17 protein-coding genes are annotated in these 19187 nt (G+C 62.8%); 7 read left to right on the top strand and 10 right to left on the bottom strand.

The annotated features are described in order from the left end of the window. The coding region (locus ACK1VC_RS28075) for an acyl-CoA thioesterase (protein ID WP_449118174.1) at positions 1-433 on the top strand (433 nt) is incomplete at its 5' end. Between the two features lie 54 nt (positions 434-487). On the opposite strand, the gene ACK1VC_RS28070 is transcribed toward ACK1VC_RS28075, so the two are convergent. From ACK1VC_RS28070 to fdhD, 3 genes are all read right to left on the bottom strand, one after another. Continuing rightward, a complete protein-coding gene (locus tag ACK1VC_RS28070; RefSeq protein WP_016484415.1) occupies positions 488-967 on the bottom strand; it encodes a glycine zipper domain-containing protein in 480 nt (159 codons plus the stop codon). 196 nt (positions 968-1163) lie between these two features. Continuing rightward, the gene (locus tag ACK1VC_RS28065; RefSeq protein WP_449118173.1) at positions 1164-3509 is read right to left on the bottom strand and encodes an FdhF/YdeP family oxidoreductase; all 2346 of its coding nucleotides are present in this window, start codon (positions 3507-3509) and stop codon (positions 1164-1166) included. Positions 3510-3514: 5 nt separating this feature from the next. Further along, the gene (gene fdhD / locus ACK1VC_RS28060) at positions 3515-4345 is read right to left on the bottom strand and encodes a formate dehydrogenase accessory sulfurtransferase FdhD (protein ID WP_016484417.1); all 831 of its coding nucleotides are present in this window, start codon (positions 4343-4345) and stop codon (positions 3515-3517) included. Positions 4346-4522: 177 nt separating this feature from the next. Here fdhD and lysM point away from each other — a divergent pair, with 177 nt between their 5' ends. After that, on the top strand, positions 4523-4963 hold the full coding sequence (gene lysM, locus ACK1VC_RS28055) for a peptidoglycan-binding protein LysM (RefSeq protein WP_016484418.1): 441 nt from the start codon (positions 4523-4525) through the stop codon (positions 4961-4963). 111 nt (positions 4964-5074) lie between these two features. On the opposite strand, the gene yrfG is transcribed toward lysM, so the two are convergent. Further along, the gene (yrfG, locus tag ACK1VC_RS28050) at positions 5075-5737 is read right to left on the bottom strand and encodes a GMP/IMP nucleotidase (RefSeq protein ID WP_016484419.1); all 663 of its coding nucleotides are present in this window, start codon (positions 5735-5737) and stop codon (positions 5075-5077) included. A 64-nt stretch (positions 5738-5801) separates the two neighbouring features. Here yrfG and nudE point away from each other — a divergent pair, with 64 nt between their 5' ends. Beyond that, positions 5802-6368, top strand: coding sequence for an ADP compounds hydrolase NudE (nudE, locus tag ACK1VC_RS28045; RefSeq protein WP_016484420.1), 567 nt, complete (start codon positions 5802-5804; stop codon positions 6366-6368). Continuing rightward, entirely contained in the window at positions 6365-7183 is an 819-nt protein-coding gene (gene cysQ, locus ACK1VC_RS28040) for a 3'(2'),5'-bisphosphate nucleotidase CysQ (RefSeq protein ID WP_016484421.1), read from the top strand. Before nudE ends, cysQ begins: the two co-directional genes overlap by 4 nt. Before the next feature lie 77 nt (positions 7184-7260). On the opposite strand, the gene ACK1VC_RS28035 is transcribed toward cysQ, so the two are convergent. From ACK1VC_RS28035 to rfbC, 4 genes are read right to left on the bottom strand one after another with little or no spacing between them, the layout of a single operon-like run. Then, positions 7261-7716 (bottom strand): thioesterase domain-containing protein, encoded by a 456-nt coding sequence (locus tag ACK1VC_RS28035; RefSeq protein ID WP_191087161.1) that lies wholly within the window; start codon positions 7714-7716, stop codon positions 7261-7263. Next, entirely contained in the window at positions 7716-9122 is a 1407-nt protein-coding gene (locus tag ACK1VC_RS28030) for a sigma-54-dependent transcriptional regulator (RefSeq protein WP_016484423.1), read from the bottom strand. Before ACK1VC_RS28030 ends, ACK1VC_RS28035 begins: the two co-directional genes overlap by 1 nt. Beyond that, positions 9119-10933: a sensor histidine kinase gene (locus tag ACK1VC_RS28025; RefSeq protein ID WP_060518072.1), complete on the bottom strand. Its 1815-nt coding sequence runs from the start codon at positions 10931-10933 to the stop codon at positions 9119-9121. Before ACK1VC_RS28025 ends, ACK1VC_RS28030 begins: the two co-directional genes overlap by 4 nt. A 42-nt stretch (positions 10934-10975) precedes the next feature. Further along, the gene (gene rfbC, locus ACK1VC_RS28020; RefSeq protein ID WP_016484425.1) at positions 10976-11521 is read right to left on the bottom strand and encodes a dTDP-4-dehydrorhamnose 3,5-epimerase; all 546 of its coding nucleotides are present in this window, start codon (positions 11519-11521) and stop codon (positions 10976-10978) included. Positions 11522-11798: 277 nt separating this feature from the next. On the opposite strand from rfbC, the gene aguA reads away from it, so the two are divergent. Next, a complete protein-coding gene (gene aguA, locus ACK1VC_RS28015; RefSeq protein ID WP_095116614.1) occupies positions 11799-12905 on the top strand; it encodes an agmatine deiminase in 1107 nt (368 codons plus the stop codon). Between the two features lie 183 nt (positions 12906-13088). Further along, positions 13089-13286 (top strand): hypothetical protein, encoded by a 198-nt coding sequence (locus ACK1VC_RS28010; RefSeq protein ID WP_016484427.1) that lies wholly within the window; start codon positions 13089-13091, stop codon positions 13284-13286. A gap of 133 nt (positions 13287-13419) precedes the next feature. Here the strand turns inward: ACK1VC_RS28010 and ACK1VC_RS28005 are convergent, their stop codons facing one another. Then, entirely contained in the window at positions 13420-15495 is a 2076-nt protein-coding gene (locus ACK1VC_RS28005) for a TonB-dependent receptor (protein ID WP_016484428.1), read from the bottom strand. 475 nt (positions 15496-15970) lie between these two features. Between ACK1VC_RS28005 and ACK1VC_RS28000 the strand changes: the two genes are divergently transcribed. Continuing rightward, the gene (locus ACK1VC_RS28000) at positions 15971-17290 is read left to right on the top strand and encodes an OprD family porin (RefSeq protein WP_016484429.1); all 1320 of its coding nucleotides are present in this window, start codon (positions 15971-15973) and stop codon (positions 17288-17290) included. Positions 17291-17320: 30 nt separating this feature from the next. Here ACK1VC_RS28000 and ACK1VC_RS27995 read toward each other — a convergent pair whose 3' ends face one another. Further along, complete coding sequence (locus tag ACK1VC_RS27995; RefSeq protein WP_191087162.1) at positions 17321-18988, bottom strand: FMN-binding glutamate synthase family protein; 1668 nt, start codon at positions 18986-18988, stop codon at positions 17321-17323. Positions 18989-19187: the final 199 nt, after the last annotated feature.

Raw genomic sequence — 19187 nt, 5'->3', positions numbered from 1 at the left:
ATCCCCTCAGCGCACTGCCTTCTACCACTTCCACCCCATCCTCACCCGCCCTTCGGACAACGACGTCAATGGCCATATCGCCGGTGCTACCGTGCATGGCTTTTTCGAAACGGCGATCCAGGCCTTCCTCGCCGAACAGGCCGAGGTGGACCTGCGTGACGGTGAACTGGCGGCATTCGTGGTCAGTTCGGCTGCGGATTTCTATGCGCTGCCAGGCTTTCCCGACGTGCTCGAAGTGGGCTTGGGAGTGACGCGCCTGGCGGGTAGTACGGTGGAGTACCGCCTGGCGCTGTTCCGCCCGGGGGAACCGGAGGCGTGTGCTGCAGGCACGGTAGTGCAGGTGTTCATCGAGCGTGCCAGTGGTCGTCCTGCGGTGCTGCCTGAACCGCTGCAAGTGGTCCTGTCTGGCCTGGTACTGGAACAGCAGGCATAAAAAAGCCCCGCCGGCAGGGGCGGGGCTTTTGCTGCCGGGGCAGGGCCCGCGGCATCAGTCGCGCCAGTGGCGCTTGTGCTTGCGGTGGCCGTAGTGGCGACCACGGTCGTAGTGGCGACGGTCGTCGTAGCCGCGACGGTAGCGGCGATCATCATGACGCTCGTCTTCGTCGGCTTTGTTGCCCATGTAGTTACCCAGCGCGCCACCGGCACCACCGCCGGCTGCTGCGCCAATGTAGCTACCGGTGGTGCCGCCCACCGAGCGACCGACCACGTTACCGCCTGCAGCGCCCAGTGCGCCGCCGATAGCGGCCTCGCCACGCTGGCGCTTGTCGGCACCCAGGGCACCGCCGGCTGCGCCGCCCAGACCGGCACCAATGGCGCCGCCGGTGCTACCGCCGATGGAGTTACCCACTACGGAGCCGAGTACCCCACCCAATGCGCCGCCAATGCCGGCCTCGGTATTGCCGCCTGCCATGGCAACGCCGCTGAGCAAGCTGAAAGACAACAACAAAATCGAGGAGTACTTCTTCATCAAGAGAGCCTCATAGGGATGACGAGGCGAATTTGAGGCTAAGCGGCGTGGCTGGCAACGGAAATCCGACGAGTAACACGAGTTGTACACAATTCTCTAAGTTACTGTATTTGCTGTGAAACTTTATCGTTTTTCGGCTGTCTGAGACCTTTATGACAAAGCCCTGAACCGCCATGGAACAGGGCTTTTTTCGTTTCTACAGAATACGCCCGTCGTCCCGTGCGCGCTCCAGTTTGATGGCAATGAACTTCGAGGTCGGCGTATGGCTGCCATCGCCAATGCTTTCCAGTGGCACCAGCGGATTCACCTCGGGGTAATACGCCGCTGCCTGCCCGGCCGGGATGTCGAAGGCCAGCAGGGTGAAGCCCTGCACCCGGCGCACATGCTGATCACCCCACAGCGACACGATGTCGACCTTTTGCCCCGGCTGGAAGCCCAGGCGGATGATGTCGGCTTCGTTGGCGAACAGCACTTCGCGCTGGCCGCGCACGCCCCGGTAACGGTCGTCCAGGCCGTAGATGGTGGTGTTGTACTGATCGTGCGAGCGCATCGACTGCATGATCAGGTCGGGCAGTTGGCCACTGGCGCGCACGCGCTCATCGAGCAACGAATCCGGCAGCAGGTTGGCCTTGAAGTTGGCCCGGCCGCTGCTGGTCTTCCATTCGCGACTGGCAGCGCTGTTACCCAGGTAAAAACCGCCTGGACGCTGCAAGCGCTGGTTGAAACCGCTGAAGCCCGCGATGGTATCGCCGATCAGGTCGCGGATGCGGTCGTAGTCGGCCACCAGCCAGTGCCAGTCCACCGGTTGCTTGCCCAGGGTGGCAGCGGCGATGCCGGCAATCACTGCAGGTTCCGAGCGCATTTGCGTCGACAGCGGCTTCAGCTGGCCGTTGGAGGCGTGCACCATGCTGAACGAGTCTTCCACCGTCACCGCCTGCGGCCCGTCGGCCTGCAGGTCGATGTCGGTGCGGCCCAGGCACGGCAGGATCAGCGCCTGCTTGCCGTGCACCAGGTGGCTGCGGTTGAGCTTTGTGCTGATATGCACGGTCAGCTCGCAGTTGCGCAGTGCCTGGGCAGTACGCTCGGTGTCTGGCGTGGCCTGGGCGAAATTGCCGCCCAGGCCGATGAATACTTTGGCGCGGCCGTCGAGCATGGCGTGGATGGCTTCGACGGTGTTGTGGCCGTTGTGCCGGGGCACGGGGAAGCCAAAACGCTTTTCGAGGGCGTCCAGCAGCGCCACTGGCGGGCGTTCATTGATGCCCATGGTGCGGTCGCCCTGCACGTTGCTGTGGCCGCGCACCGGGCACAGACCGGCGCCGGGTGCGCCGATGTTGCCGCGCAACATTTGCAGGTTGACGATTTCCTGGATGGTCGGCACCGAATGGCGGTGCTGGGTGATGCCCATCGCCCAGCACATGATCACCCGCTTGCCACGGCAGTACATGCGCGCGGCCAGCTCGATGTCGGCCAGCGTCAGCCCGGACTGCGCCTGGATGTGTTCCCACGGCGTGGCATCGACCACTGCCAGGTAGTCGTCGACGCCATGACCATGTTCGGCAATGAAGGCATGGTCGAACACGGCCGGTTCGCCTTTGGCCTGGGCTTCGCGTTCCCATTGCAGGACGAACTTGGCCATGCCGCGCAGCATCGCCATGTCGCCGCCCAGCGCCGGGCGGAAGAACGCGGTGTTGGTCGGCCGGTCACTGTTGGTCAACATCTCCAGCGGGTTCTGCGGGTGCTGGAAGCGCTCCAGGTCACGCTCCTTGAGCGGGTTTACGCACACCACCTGGGCGCCACGTTTCACCGCATCACGCAGCGGGTCGAGCATGCGTGGGTGGTTGGTGCCGGGGTTCTGCCCCCAGACAAAAATAGCGTCGGCATGCTCGAAGTCGTCGAAGGTGACGGTGCCCTTGCCGACCCCGACGCTTTGCCCCAAGGCCACGCCACTGGCTTCGTGGCACATGTTCGAGCAGTCAGGAAAGTTGTTGGTACCATAGGCGCGCACAAACAACTGGTACAGGTACGCCGCTTCGTTGCTGGCGCGCCCCGAGGTATAGAACTCGGCCTGGTCAGGGTTGGTGAGCTTGTTCAGCTCGCGAGCGATCAGGGCGAAGGCGGCATCCCAGCTGATGGGCAGGTAACGGTCGCTGGGCCCGTCGTAGACCATCGGTTCGGTCAGGCGCCCTTGGTACTCCAGCCAGTAATCGCTTTGCTGCAGCAGCGAGGTAACGCTGTAACGGGCGAAGAAGGCCGCATCGACGCGCCGCTTGGTGGCCTCCCAGTTCACGGCCTTGGCGCCGTTCTCGCAGAACTTGACCATGCCGCTTTCCGGCGAATCGCCCCAGGCGCAGCCCGGGCAGTCGAAGCCGCCGTTCTGGTTGGTCTTGAGCAGGGCGCGAATGTTCTTTAGTGCGTTGTCGCTGCCGACCCATGCCTTGGCCACGCTGCGCAGCGCGCCCCAGCCACCGGCTGGGCCGTGGTAGGGCTTGTAGCGAGGGGTGGAGGCTGGTGCGTTGTCCGGGAGGTGCTGGTAAGAAGTCACTGCTGTTACGACTCCGCCGCCGGGCTGAAGACCCGCGGTGCGCTGTGCTTGGGCAAATGGATGAGGTTGAGGTTGTGCTTGCGTGCCCATTGCAGGGCAAGGCCGGTGGGCGCCGATAGGCTGACCAGGGTCTGGATGCCGGCACGCAGTACTTTCTGGATCAGCTCCAGGCTGCAGCGGCTGGTGACGATGGCCAAGCCGCCCTGGCTGTCGATGCCTTGGCGCAGCAGGGCGCCGATCAGTTTGTCGAGGGCGTTGTGCCGGCCGATGTCTTCGCGGCCGAGCAAAAGCTCGCCATGGCGGTCCATGAACAGGGCTGCATGCACAGCCCCGCAATGCTGGCCCAGCGGTTGGAAGGCATCGATGCGTTCACGCAGGCCCACCAGCCACTGGGCCGGGGGCAGGGGCGCACCCGGCAGCACGGCCAGGTCCGGCAGCGCCTGCTCCAGGGCTTCGACACCACACAGGCCGCAACCACTGGTGCCGGCCAGTTGGCGGCGCTGGTTTTTCAGGTTCCAGAACGCCCGGCTGGAAATTTCCAGGTCGGCATACATTGCCGAACCGCTGCCGGAGAGCTTCAGGTCGTAGATGTCTGCTGTGCCTTCGACAATGCCGCTGCCAACACTGAAACCGACGGCGAAGTCCTCCAGGTCGGTGGGGCTTACCAGCATCACCGCCTGATTGAGGCCGTTGTAGACAATGGCCAGGGCCACTTCTTCGGCCAGCGGTGTGCTGTCGCGTCTGGCGTCGGTTAACTGGACGTAATCGTAGGTGTTGCTGGCGGCGGGCATGGACAAAGGCGATGAGGCCGCGCAGACCGGAGGTTTGCTGTTCATCGGGGCGTTGAATACCGGCGGCTTTCTGATAGCACAAGCCTAGGCTTGCGGGCCGGCGGCGTCTAATCGCTAGGGTCTATGCCTTGATAGACCGCGTCGATTGGTCGCACAGGGGGCGGGAGTGGAAAAGCTGGCCTAGACTCGTGAGTCCAAGGTTTCGTCAACAAGGAGAGCGCAATGAGCCTGTTCAGTTTCGTGAAGGAAGCCGGCGAGAAGTTGATCGACCTGCTGACCCCCGGCAATGCCAATGCCGAGGAGCAGCTCAAGAAGCACGTGGAAAGTGTCGGCCTGGGAAACCCGAACATCAAAGCCACTGTAGAGGGAGACAAGATCATCCTCAAGGGTGAGGTGGCCAGCCAGGAGGAGAAGGAAAAGATCATTCTTGCAGCCGGTAACATCAATGGTGTGGCCAGCGTGGATGACCAGATTACAGTGACAGGGCCAGTGGTGAAGGCGGCCAGGTTCATTACGGTGAAAAAGGGCGACACGCTATCGGCCATTTCAGTCGTGGTGTACGGCAACGCCAACCAGTACAACAAGATTTTTGAGGCCAACAAGCCGATGCTGTCGCACCCGGACAAGATTTATCCGGGGCAGGTGCTGCGTATTCCTGACTGATCTTCGCAGCCTGGACCGGCCTCTTCCGGGACAAGCCCCCCCACAGCTTTACCGCTGAACCTGAACCCAGCGGCCAACTTGTGGGAGCGGGCTTGCCCTGCGAATGGGGCCTCATAGGCCTACCAGTAACTCCCGGTAATCCTCGACGGCCGCAAACTCTTCGGTATCCCGCGGCCCTGCCTTGCTATCCGGCTGGCGCACCGCCAGCAGGTGCCCCACGCCAAACTGCCGCGCACTGCGCAGAATCGCCAGTGTGTCATCGATGAACAGGCTGCGTTGCGGCTCAAAGCCGATGTCTGCCTGTAATGCATCCCAGAACTGCGGGCTTTCCTTCGGGTAGCCGTAATCGTGCGAGCTGATCAGCCGTTCGAAATACGGTGCCAGTTCCACCCGCTCCAGCTTCAGCGACAGCGAGTCACGGTGGGCATTGGTGATCATCACCACGCGTTTGCCCGCCTTGCGGATTGCCGCCAGGAAGGTATCGGCGTCTGGTCGCAGGGCGATCAGGTCGGCGATTTCCTGCTTCAGCTCACGGATCGGCAGGCGCAACTCGCGGCTCCAGAAGTCCAGGCAATACCAGTTCAGGGTGCCGGCATTGCGCTCAAACAGCGGCTGCAGCTCCATTTGCGCCATGGCCCGGCTCACCCCGTGCAGCTCGGCATAGCGCTGGGGCAGGTGCTCCAGCCAGAAGCGGTTGTCGTAATGCAGGTCGAGCAGGGTGCCGTCCATGTCCAGCAGGACGGTATCGATGGCAGACCAGGGAATAACAGGCATGGGAAACTCTCGATCAGTCGGCAAGCCACGGTATAGTAACCCGTTCACGCCAAGGAGCCGCCCCATGCGCCAGAAACCCACCGTCCTCAGCCGCGAAATCGTCGCCAGCAGCCGTCTGTTTCGCGTCGAAGCCGTGCAATTGCGCTTCAGCAATGGCACTGAGCGTACCTACGAGCGCCTGGTGGGCCGGGGTAACGGCTACGGCGCAGTGATGATCGTGGCCATGCTCGACGCCGAGCACGCCGTGCTGGTGGAGGAATACTGTGGTGGCACCGACGAATACGAGCTGTCGTTGCCCAAGGGCCTGATCGAGCCGGGCGAAGACGTGCTGGCGGCAGCCGACCGGGAGCTCAAGGAAGAAGCCGGTTTTGGCGCACGCCAGCTGGAGCACCTGACCGAGCTGTCGCTGTCGCCGGGCTACATGAGCCAGAAGATCCAGGTGGTACTGGCTACCGACTTGTACGAAGAGCGCCTGGAAGGCGATGAGCCAGAACCGATGCGGGTCGACAAGGTCAACCTGCGCGAGCTGTCGGCATTGGCCATGCATCCGCAGTTCACCGAGGGACGTGCCCTGGCGGCGCTTTACCTGACACGTGACTTGCTGATTCAGCGGGGGCTGCTGGAGCTATGAACGACCTGCAACTGATGCACGAAGTGGTCAAGCTGGCGTTGTCGGCGGGTGAGGCGATCCTGCCGTTCTGGCGTGCCGATGTGGCCGTGACCAACAAGGCCGACGACTCGCCGGTTACCGCCGCCGACCTGGCGGCGCACCGGGTGATTGCCGATGGCCTGCTGGCGCTGGCGCCGCATATTCCGGTGCTGTCCGAGGAGGACTGCAACATTGCGCTGGCCGAGCGTCAGGGTTGGAGCCGCTGGTGGCTGGTCGACCCGCTGGACGGCACCAAGGAGTTCATTGCCGGCAGCGAAGAGTTCACGGTCAACATCGCCCTGGTCGAAAACGGCGAGGTGGTGTTTGGCGTGGTGTCGATGCCCACCAATGGGCGCTGCTATTTTGGTGGGCGCGGCATGGGGGCCTGGCGTGCAGATGCCGGTGAGGCAGCCCAGCTGATTCAGGTACGCAACGCACCTGCACAGGGCGAGCGTTTTACCGTGGTGGCCAGCCGTCGACACTCCAGCCCGGAGCAGGAAGCGTTGTTGGCCGGCCTTGGGGCCGCTGTGGGAGAGCTGGAGCTGGCCAATATTGGCAGCTCGTTGAAGTTCTGCCTGTTGGCTGAGGGCAGTGCCGATTGTTATCCGCGCCTGGCGCCGACTTCGCAGTGGGACACTGCAGCGGCGCAGGGTGTGGTGGAAGGGGCCGGCGGCGAGGTGATCGGGCTGGATGGCTTGCCGTTCCGGTATCCGCCGCGCGAGTCGCTGCTTAACCCGTATTTTTTGGCATTGCCGGCCAATGCTGCATGGCGCCAGGCCTTCCTGAACCTGATCTGACGGATTTCACCGCTCCCACAGGGATTGCGCCAGTCTTTGGGTTGTGTGCCAGGCAGTTGCTTCAAGCGGCTGTCGGGCTAGCGGTGCAGAACGTACTGGCCGCTGAATTTCACGGCAGGCTCGTCACGCCCGGCATTGCTCACGGTGGTTTCCAACGTCAACCGCGCCCGCCCACGGCGCTGGTACATGGCTATGAATCGTTCCCAGGTTTTTTCGTCGGGCGCTGCACAACGCGCCACCGCCACACCGGTAACCGGCAACGGATAACTGATCTGCCCTTCCTGGATGACGATATGCCCGTCATCGATCCCCAGCTCACGCAGTCGCAGGTGCAGCCAGCCCCAGCCCACCAGCACGGCCGCGCAGTACAGGCTGCCGCCGAACATGGTGCTCTTGTGGTTGACGTTGGCCGCCAGCGGCAGTTGCAGGCGCAGGGTGTGCTGTTGCCAATCGACTACTTCCAGGCCCATTTCCCGGGTCAGGGGGATATCGCTGTGCAGTACGGATTGCAGGTACTGGCTATCGGTGTTCATCAACGGTGATCCTCTTGATCGTCGTGCCCGCCGCCGGCGCCGTCAAAGCTCAAACCGTGCTTGCGTAGCTTGTCGTGCAGGGTCTTGCGGGGGATGCCCAGCGCCTCGGCCAGGCTGCGCATGGAGCCATGTGGCTGGGCCAGTTCGGCAGCGATCAGCGAGCGTTCGAAGTGCTCGACCTGTTCGCTGAGGTTGCCACTCGGCATTGGCGCTGCAAGTGCCGTCGCCGGCGGCGTCTGGCCGTCCAGGGCCAGTTCCAGGCCAAGGGCGAAACGCTCGGCGGCGTTCTGCAACTCGCGCACATTGCCTGGCCAGGCGTGACGTAGCAGCACGGCGCGCTGGTGTGGCTGCAGGGTGTGTGGCGGCAGACCATGGCGCTGGCTGGCGGCGTCGGCGAAGTGCTGGAACAGCACCAGGATGTCATCGCCGCGCTCGCGCAACGGTGGGATACGCAACGGCGCCACGTTAAGCCGGTAATACAGGTCGGCACGAAAGCGCCCCTGGTCGGCGGACTGGCGCAGGTCTTCCTTGGTTGCGGCAATGATGCGGATATCCAGTGGGATCAGCTGGTTGCCGCCGAGTCGCTCGACCACCCGCTCCTGCAACATGCGTAGCAGTTTTACCTGTACATCCAGGCTCATGCTCTCGATCTCGTCGAGGAACAGCGTGCCGCCATTGGCGAACTCGAATTTGCCGATGCGGCGCTTCTGCGCGCCGGTAAACGCGCCGGGCTCATGGCCGAACAGCTCGCTCTCGACCACCGACTCGGCCAGCGCACCGGCGTTGATCGCCACGAACGGGCCGTCGCGGCGGCTGGACAGGTCGTGCAGGGCGCGCGCCACCACCTCTTTGCCAGCGCCGGTTTCACCCAGGATCAGCACATCGGCGCGGGTGCCGGCCAGGGCGCCAATCTGCTCGCGCAGGCGCAGCATGGATGGCGCATGGCCGACCAGGCGGGTGGCCAGTTGCTGGCGGTCGCTCAGTGCCAGGCGCAGGCTGCGGTTGTCCAGCACCAGGCGGCGCAGGGCCAGGGCGCGGCGCACGCTGTCGAGCAGCGCGTCGGTGGCGAAGGGTTTTTCCAGGAAGTCATAAGCCCCGGCGCGCATCGCCTGGACCGCCAGCGGCACATCGCCATGGCCGGTGATCAGCAACACCGGCAGCTCGCTGTCGCGGCCGTGCAGTTGCTCCAGCAGTTGCAGGCCATCGATGCCGGGCATGCGGATGTCGCTGACCACCACACCGGGCCAGTCGGCCTCGATACGGTCAGCCAGGCCTTGGGCATCGGCCAGGGCGACCACCTTGAGCCCTGCCAGGTCCAGGGTCTGGCTCAGGGCCTGGCGCAGGTGCGGGTCATCGTCGACCAGGATGACCTGGGCTTGGCTGTCGATCAATGTCTCGGTGGTCATGCCGAGGGGTCCTCCGAATTGGGCAAAGTAGCGCCAGGCGCGGCCACACGCAGCTGCAGGGTCAGCAGTGCGCCACCTTCCGGGTGGTTGGCCAGCAGCAGCTCACCGCCCAAGGCGCGCATCAGGCTTTCACAGATAGCCAGGCCCAAGCCCAGGCCCTGGGTGCGGGTCTTGGTGGTAAAGAACGGCTCCTTGGCGTGCTCCAGGGCCTGGCGGCTGAAACCTGGGCCGTTGTCGCGGATGTACAGGTAGACGCAGTCATCGCGCTGCTCGGCACTTAGCCACAAGCGGCGCGGGTTGGCCTTTTCGGTCAGGGCGTCGAGGGCATTGGCCAGCAGGTTGCCGAGCACCTGGCGCAGGCGGGTTTCACCGGCCTGTACCCACAAGGTCGCCTCCGGCAGGTCGCGGATCAGCTCCACGGCCATTGCACGGCGGCGTTTGGCAAGCAGTGCCAGCGCATCGTCCAGGGCGGGCTGCAGGGCCACGCTTTCCGGAGCATGCCGGTCGCGGCGGGCGAAGGCGCGCAGGTGGGCGATGATCGAGGCCATGCGCCCGGTCAGCTCGCCGATCAGCTTGAGGTTGCCGCGGGCGTCATCGGTGCGTTGGTGGTCCAGCAGGATCTCGGCGTTTTCCGCGTAACTGCGGATGGCGGCCAGCGGCTGGTTGAGCTCGTGGCTGATGCTGGCCGACATGGTGCCCAATACCGATAGCTTGCCGGCCTGCACCAGTTCATCCTGGGCGCGCACCGCCTCCTGCTGGGCGTTCTCGCGTTCCAGCACGGCATTTTTCAGCCGGGTGTTCAGGCCTTCAAGGTCGGCGGTACGTTCGGCCACGCGCTTTTCCAGCTCCTGACGGCCACGGGCTTCGAAGTCGATGCGGTCGATGTAGTGGCGCCGCCGTTGCATGACCAGGCCGGCCAGCAGCATCAGTACCAGCAGGGTGCCGGCACCGATGGCCATCACCGTTTGCACCGAGCGATCGACCAGCATGCGCGGGGCGAGGATGCTGACCTGCCAGCCGGTTTCCTTGATGTCGCGGGTCTGGGTGATCCAGGCGTCCGGGTTGAGCACCAGCGGTTGTGGGGCCTGGGTGGGGTAGGGCTGGATGGCGATGATGGCCTGGCGCTCGGCCTCGGTCAGCGTGCGGGTAGCACGGAAGCGCCAGTCGGGTCGCGACGTCAGGATGACCACGCCATTGTGATCGGTCAGCAGCAGCTGCTCGGGGGTGCGGCCCCAAAGGGTCTCGGTGTGGTCGAGGTCGACCTTGACCACCAGCACGCCAACGATTCGCTCGCGGTCTCGCACGGCTGCTGCAAAGAAGTAGCCGCGTTTGGCCGAGGTGGTGCCCTGGCCGAAGAAGCGGCCCAGGTGGCCGGCCATGGCTTCGTTGAAGTACGGGCGGAAGGCGAAGTTGCGGCCGACGAAGCTGTCGCGTTTGTCCCAGTTGGACGCGGCCAAGGTGTTGCCGCTGACGTCCATCAGGTACATCACCTCGGCACCGGTCTGCTGCACGATGTCCTTGAGCAGGCGGTTGGCGTTGGTCACCGCTTCCAGGCGGAACGGGTCGGCCAGCACGCCACGCAGCGCCGGCAGGTCGCCGAGGATTTGCGGCAAGGTTTCGTAGCGGTGCAGGGTACCGAGCAGGTTGGCGACGTACAGGTCGAGGGTCTGGCGGTTCTGCGAGGCCAGCTCTTCCTGGTAATAGCGTTCGGCCAAGTGATGCAGGGGCCACAGCAACGGGGCCAGGCACAGGGCCAGCAAGGCCAGGCTGCGCCAGCGCGGACGGCGTGGGGGCGTGGGTTTTGCAATCATCACGTAAATGCGCCAGAAAAGTCTGGCGCAATTATGCGCTAGTTATGGCAGCAGTTCCGCCTCTGCCAGTGGCAGGCCGACTTTGTCCTTGTCCGACAGCACCGGTGGCTGCTGCAGCCCCCAGTCGATGGCCAGTTGCGGGTCGTCCCAACGGATGCAGCGGTCAGCGCCGGGGTTGTAGTAGTCGGTGGTCTTGTAGAGGAACTCGACCGACTCGCTCACCACCGCAAAACCATGGGCGAAGCCGGGTGGAATCCAGAGTTGGCGGTGGTTGTCGGCCGACAGATGCACGGCGACCCATTGGCCGAAGGTTGGCGAGCTTTTGCGCACGTCCACGGCGACATCGCGGATTTCCCCGTGCACCACCCTTACCAGCTTGCCTTGTGTGTTTTCTACCTGATAGTGCAGGCCGCGCAGCACGCCCTTGTTGGAGCGCGAGTGGTTGTCCTGCACGAACTCGGTGCGCACGCCGGTTTGCCGTGCGAACTCACGTGCGTTGAATGCCTCGAAGAAAAAACCACGGCTGTCACCGTGAACCTTCGGCTCGATGATCAGTACTTCAGGGATTGCGGTAGGGATGATGTTCATAGCGGCTCGCTGGCCCGTTGCTCACGTAATGACCCTAGTCGGCCTTGTCGGAAATTTCCGCGCGTACCTGTAAAAGGATGCATAAGGTGTGGCTATGGTAGACGGCAGCCCGTTCCATTAGCCACACCATTCCACTTATTTGCCGATTGTTATCGATTTGAAAGCGCGAATGGTGGGATTTTATGCATGTATTGGGCTTCAAATATCGATATGTATCGGTTATAAATTGCCAAACGCCCCAGCACACTCCGGCTCAGGGCCATCACAGAGGTCACCCATGAAAACCCTCAACTCAACGCCCCGTGCCGATGGTTTCCACATGCCCGCCGAGTGGGCCCCACAAACCCAGGTGTGGATGGTGTGGCCGGAGCGCCCGGACAACTGGCGCCTGGGCGGCAAGCCGGCGCAGGCCGCGCATGTCACCCTGGCCAAGGCCATTGCCCGCTTCGAACCCGTCACCGTCGCCGCCTCCGCTGGCCAGTACGAAAATGCCCGTCGCCAGCTCGACCAGCCAAATATTCGTGTGGTCGAAATCAGCAACGATGACGCTTGGGTGCGTGATACCGGCCCGACCTTCGTCATCAATGACCAGGGTGAAGTACGCGGTGTGGATTGGGGCTTCAATGCCTGGGGCGGCTTCGATGGGGGCCTGTACGCACCCTGGAACCGCGACGAGGAACTGGCCGCCAAGGTGCTGGAAATGGAGCGCTGCCAGCGCTACCAGACCGAAGGCTTTGTGCTTGAGGGTGGTTCGATCCACGTGGACGGTGAAGGCACCGTGATCACCACCGAGGAATGCCTGCTCAACCGTAACCGCAACCCGCACTTGAGCCGCGAGCAGATCGAAGCAGTGCTGCGCGATCAGCTTGCGGTCGACACCGTGGTGTGGCTGCCGGACGGCCTGTACAACGACGAAACCGACGGCCACGTCGACAACTTCTGCTGTTACGTGCGCCCCGGTGAAGTGTTACTGGCCTGGACCGATGATTCCAACGACCCCAATTATGCGCGCTGCCACGCCGCCATGGAGGTATTGAAAAACACCCGCGATGCCAAGGGCCGTGAGTTCATCGTGCACAAGATGCCGATTCCTGGGCCGCTGTTTGCCACCGCTGAAGAGTGCGCCGGTGTCGATCAGGTTGCCGGCAGCCAGGCGCGTGACCCGTCGGTACGCCTGGCCGGTTCGTACGTGAACTTCCTGATCGTCAACGGTGGCATCATTGCGCCGAGCTTTGACGACCCGGCAGATGCTGAAGCCAGAGCGATTCTGGCAAAGATCTTCCCTGACCACGAAGTGGTGATGATCCCTGGCCGCGAGTTGTTGCTGGGTGGCGGCAACATCCACTGCCTGACTCAGCAGCAGCCGGCGCCGGTCAAGCGTTGAACGCAGCTTGAATTAAAAAGGCCCGTCATTTGACGGGCCTTTTTTTCGGGCGACACCCGGCGCCCAGGCTGGCATACGTTTTGTATTGTTTTTCAATTAGATAGCTCGGCCTGGCCGCGCTCTCGGATCTGTAACATTACTTACGTAAATTAGCCGCTCACGGGCCAGGGAGTACGTGTAGACATGAATGCAGCAAGTGAGTCGGCTTTGCGCCCATCGGCAGTGAATCACCAGTCGCTCAAGGTGTTGGCGAAGTGGTTGAAACACCATGGAAGCATCAGGGTCAGGACGACCGACCCACGACGTCTGCTTGCCGGGCGGTACCCTCAAGGGCTGATCAGCGAAGCAGAGATGCAGGCGCTGATGGCGGTGTGGCACTGATCGGATCGGTATTACTTGTACCGGCCTCTTCGCGGGCAAGCCCGCTCCCACAGAGTCCCCACATGGCTCGAAACCTGTGAAACACCTGTGGGAGCGGGCGCGCCCGCGAAGAGGCCAGTACAGTCAACAACGATCAGAAGCTGTAGCTACCCGTAACCACCAGGCTACGCGGGTCCCCCACCTGAATCTGCGCCGCACTGGTCGCCGAGCTGTAGTAGGTCTTGTCGGCAATGTTGCTCAACGCCGCCCGCACATCCCAGTCATGGGTGCGATACCCCGCCAGTGCATCCCAACGGCCATACCCTGGCAATACCGTGGTGTTCTGGTTGTCCGCATAACGCTCGCCCACCAGCGTCAGGCCGGTTTCGGCGTACCAGCCCAGCTCTGGTTTCCAGGTCACGAACAGGCTGGCGTTGCGCTTGGCCACATCATTGATGCGGTTGCCTTCCTGGCCATTGTTGTCCTTGACGATGATCGCATCCTGCAGGCCGATGCCGCCGCGTACATACCAGTTGCCGACGATGTTGCCAGTGGCGGTCAGTTCGATGCCGCGCGAACGCTGCAAGCCACTTAGCAAGATGTTTTCCGGGATGAGCGGGTCGCGGGTACGGCGGTTGTACAGCTCCAGCTCGTAGATGGCCACCGTGGTGCTCAGGCGCTGGTCCAGCCAGTCGCTCTTCACCCCGATTTCCTTCTGGCGCGTTTCCTCCGGCTTGGTGTCGTTGGTGTTGCCCTGCGAACCCGGAGTAATGCCGATGAGGCCGCCGCCCACCGGCGAAAAGGTCTTGCTCCACGAGGCGTAGAACGAATGGTCACGCCACGGTGTGTACACCACGCCCAGGCGTGGGCTGGTGCTGTTGCTGTCCTGCGACTCGGACAGGTTGCGCATGTTGGTGGTTTCAACCTCGAACTGGTCGAAGCGCACCCCGGCAAGGATCTGCCATTGATCGTTCAGGCGGATCTGGTCCTGCAGATAAATGCCGCGGCTATCGACCACCGTGTGGTTGTCACTCGACAGCACCAGGCGGCCGTTGTGCTGCTGGCTACGGTTGGGTTGGCCCAAGCCCGGCAGCGTCTGGCTACCAGCGGTATACAGCACGGGGTCACGCTTCTGGTTGCCAATCTCCAGGCCCAGCAGCAGCTTGTGCTCCAGGCCCAAGGTGTCGAAGTCGCCCTCGGCCTCCAGGTTGTTGAACAGGTTGCGGGTGTTCAGGTCCTGCTGCCAGCGCTGGCGGGTCAAGGTATTTGTGCCGGCGTTGTAGCCCGTGACATAGGTGTTGTCGAACGCGCTGTCGAGCTTGATCAGGCCCAGGGTATGGCGCAGTTGCCAGGTTTCGTTCAGCTGGTAGTTCAGGCGCGAGCGCAGGGACTGCGCGCGATCATCGATGTAGTCGCGCTGGTCGCCGTAGGTGGTGCTGCGGCTGACGTCGGCCGGGCGGCCATTCACCCCGGGGATACCCCGGTCAGGCGTGCGGTTGTAGCGGCTGTATTCGTACTGCACCAGCCAGTTGAGGTCGGGGGTGATCTGCCAGCTGATCGACGGCGCGAACAGCTGGCGGCTGCCGTCGATGCCATCGCGCAAGCTGTTGTTGTCCTGGTTGCCCATGTTCAGGCGCAGGCTGACTGTGTCGCTGGGGTCGGCACTGAGGTCGGCATACAGGCTGCGCAGGTCTTCGCTGCCGGCCTGCGCTTCGAGGGTGGAGCGGCGGCCAGGCTCCGGTGCCTTGCTGACCCTGTTGACAATGCCGCCCTGGCTACCGCGGCCATACAGCACCGCCGCCGGCCCCTTCAGCACCTCGACCCGCTCGATATTGTGCAGGTCGCGGATGTACTGGCTGTCGTCGCGAATGCCGTCCAGGTAGAAGTCGTTGCTGGCCTCGAAGCCGCGGATGCGCACGCTGTCGAAGCGGGTGTCGGCGCCGCTGCTGACGTTGGGGATTCCCTCCAGCGCCTTGCCCAAGGTGTTGCTGCCGTAGTCCAGCACATTGGCGGTTTTTACCGTGTCGATGGCCTGCGGCACATAACGCACCGGCGTCGAGGTGCGGGTGGCGGTGCTCACCTCCTTGACGCGCGGGTTGTCCTTTTCGCGCTCGCTGTCGGCGGTAACCGACGACTCTGGCAGCGTGGTGGTGGCAGCAGTGGCCAGGCTGGCGCTGAACAAGAGCGACAGGCCAAGCGTAAAGGGGGAAAGGCGGCAGGGTACAAGCATGGACACATCCGGACCGGGCAGGTGAAAAATAAGGCGCGAATGGTAATGCTTGCTATTTGCCTTTGCTTGGGTATTTGTAAAGGCTTGTCTTTACATATGTGTCTGTTTGTAACAACCTCTGCCGCCGCGTGTTTGGCTGCTCAGGGGAACCTGTCCGTTCGATCAAAGGCAATTTCCTACACAAGATAAATTGCCCGCTGATAGCCCAACACTGCATGGAAATGCACTAGAGCTGCCGATAATTTTGGTTATATCAACCTGCATTTCACGACTTTTTGACATTTGTAATCGCACACGGCTAGGATTCGGCCAACGCCTGCTGGCCATGATCTTGGCCATGCTGCTGCCGAGGGCTGCCGTGCACTTACCGGCTGGCCCACCAGGCTGGATCCGCATAGCGTCGAACCTACGAAGGGGCGTTGGTTCCTGGCGTCATAGTGCAGAGCGTTTTTGATTAAGAAATAAGGAAAACAACATGTTGAAAACCAGGATCAGCCTGGTCGCCTTGGCGATGATCGCCGCGACCCAGGCACAGGCCAATGACCAGGCCGACAGCAAGGGCTTCATCGAGGACAGCCACGCCAACGTCCTTCTGCGCAACGCCTACATCAACCGTGACAAGAAGCACGGCACCGACGACCAGATTGAATGGGGCCAGGCGTTCATCGCCAACTTCTCCTCCGGCTTCACCCAAGGCACCGTCGGCGTTGGCGTCGACGCATTCGGCCTGTACGCCGTGCGCCTTGATGGCGGCAAAGGCCACAACGGTGGCGGCGGCGTCGACTTCTTCAAGCCGCACGAAACCACCAATGCCGAAGGCAACGCCAGCTCGCCGCACAACCTGGCCCGTGGTGGCGCTGCTGTGAAATTCCGCATCTCCAACACCGTGCTGAAGTACGGTGACCAGATGCCAGCACTGCCAGTGCTGCAGTACGACGACGCGCGTCTGCTGCCAGAAAGCTTCACCGGTACCCTGATCACCTCGAAAGAGATCGAGGGCCTGGAACTGAACGCCGGCCGCTTCACCCAGGAAGCGCGCAAAAGCGCCGAGCGCCGCGACGGTGGTGGCCTGAAGTCGATCAACGTCTTCGGTGGCAGCTACAAGTTCACCGACAATTTCACCGCTTCGCTGTACACCGCCGACAACGAAGACGTGATGAAAAAGCACTACCTGGGCTTGAACTACGTCTTCCCGATCGCCAGCGACCAGTCCCTGACCCTGGACTTCAACGGCTACAAGTCGGACATCGACAACAAGTACGTACAAGCCGCTGGCCTGAACGGCGACTCCAACACCATCTGGAGCCTGGCAGCCACTTACGCGTACGGTGCACACTCGTTCACCATCGCCCACCAGCGCAGCACCGGCAGCACTGGCTACAACTACGGCTTCTACCAGAACGCCGGTGGCGTGGGTGACGGTGGTTCGACCATCTACCTGGCCAACTCGTACTGGTCCGACTTCAATGCCGAAGACGAGCGCTCCTGGCAGCTGGGCTACGGCCTGGACTTCGGTGCCTACGGCATTCCGGGCCTGACCTACAAGCTGGCCTACGTGGTGGGTGACAACATCAACACCCGTAACGTCGCCAACCCACAGGGCTTTGGCGAAGGTAAAGAGCGCGAGATCTTCAACCAGATCCGTTACGTGGTGCAGGACGGCCCGGCCAAGGACCTGTCCATCAAACTGCGTAGCTCGTTCCTGCGTACCAACAATGCCGTGCAGCAGAACGGTTACAACGACGACGGCAACGAAGTCCGCGTATTCGTCGAGTACCCGATCAGCATCTTCTGATCCTGATCTGAAGCATCGAACAGCCCTGGCTTATGCCGGGGCTGTTTCTTTTCGGCGCACGGTTTTTGCTGCAACGGGCATCAGTTCTCCTGTCTCCGGCGCAAAACTGTCGCTACGTGCCATCTGCCACATCCGCGCATAAAACTCGCTTTCAATCGAGCCACTGAGCAATTCGCCTGGCTTGAGGAACGTGTGCAGGTCCGAAAACAACCCGATTTCGCTGGGGCTGACGCGCCGGGCCAGGTGCTTGGGCTTAAGCTCCGAAGGGTGCTCCAGGCCTGCCGCGGCCAGCATTTCGGCCAGTGCGTGCAGCGTGTTGCGATGGAAGCTGGCCACCCGTTCGGCTTTGTCTGGCACCACCAGGGCGCGCTGGCGCAGTGGGTCTTGCGTGGCCACGCCGGTCGGGCATTTGTTGGTGTGGCAGCTTTGCGACTGGATGCAGCCAATGGCAAACATGAACCCGCGTGCCGAGTTGACCCAGTCAGCGCCGATGGCCAGCACGCTGGCAATGTCGAAAGCACTGACGATCTTGCCCGCAGCGCCAATGCGAATGCTGGAGCGCAGGTTCAGGCCAACCAACGTGTTATGCACGAACATCAGGCCTTCGCGCATGGGCACGCCCATGTTGTCGCTGAATTCGCGTGGTGCCGCGCCGGTACCGCCTTCCTTGCCATCTACAACGATGAAGTCCGGCGTGATACCGGTGGCCAGCATGGCTTTGGCAATGCCCATGAACTCCCACGGGTGGCCCAGGCAGAACTTGAAACCCACAGGCTTGCCGCCCGACAGCTCGCGCAGGCTGGCCACAAATTGCAGTAACTCGACCGGTGTGCGGAAGGCGCTGTGCGCCGCCGGTGAGATGCAGTCCTCACCTACGCGCACGCCACGGGTTTCGGCGATTTCAGGGCTGACCTTGTGCCCCGGCAAGATGCCGCCGTGGCCCGGCTTGGCGCCCTGGCTGAGTTTGATCTCGATCATCTTCACCTGTGGCGAGCGGGCCTGTTCGGCAAAACGGTGCGGGTCGTAACGACCGTCCGCCGTACGGCAGCCGAAGTAGCCGCTGCCGATTTCCCAGATCAGGTCGCCGCCGTGCTCACGGTGGTACGGGCTGATGCTGCCTTCGCCCGTGTCGTGGGCAAACCGGCCCATGCGCGCGCCGCGGTTGAGGGCCGCGATAGCGTTGGCGCTGAGCGCGCCAAAGCTCATGGCCGATATATTGAAGATCGAGGCCGAGTAGGGTTGGCGGCATTGTGGCCCGCCAATGGCGATGCGAAACGATGCCGGGTCAGGCGTGGCCACTGGCAGCATCGAATGGCTAATGAATTCGAACCCGGGCTTGTAGGCATCGTTGAGCGTGCCGAAGGCTTTCTCGGCGCTTTCGTTCTTGGCGCGGGCATAGACCAGCGAGCGCTGCGAACGGGAGAACGGCAGCTTGTCGTCGTCACCCTCGATCAGGTACTGGCGGATTTCCGGGCGGATGGTTTCGATCAGGTAGCGGATATTGCCGAGGATCGGGTAGTTGCGGCGCACCGCATGGTGGCTCTGGCGCAGGTCGTTGAGCCCGACCAGGCTGAGCAGGGCAGTAATCAGTGTGATTGGCCAGAGCCAGGCATGTTGGGGCAGCAGCGGCAGGCTGGCGAAGGTGAGCAACAGGCAGATGACGAGGCAGGCGTAGCGGCTGGGCAGAGAGTGATTCATGGGTCCATCGCAGGCAGGATGACCGGGCATAGGATAGGCAAAGGCGGGGGAGGGAAAACCTGGGTAATCGGTAAAAGACTGTTACCTGATTGCGCAGTCCCATGTTGTGGGAGCGGCCTTGTGTCGCGATGGGCTGCGCAGCAGCCCCAGGTATTGGTGTCACGGCACAAACCGCCGGGGCTGCTGCGCAGCCCATCGC

The sequence above is a fragment of the Pseudomonas sp. XP2 genome, assembly GCF_053557975.1.
Note: the sequence above shows the minus strand (reverse complement) of the source record. Positions and strands in the feature narration are given on the sequence as shown.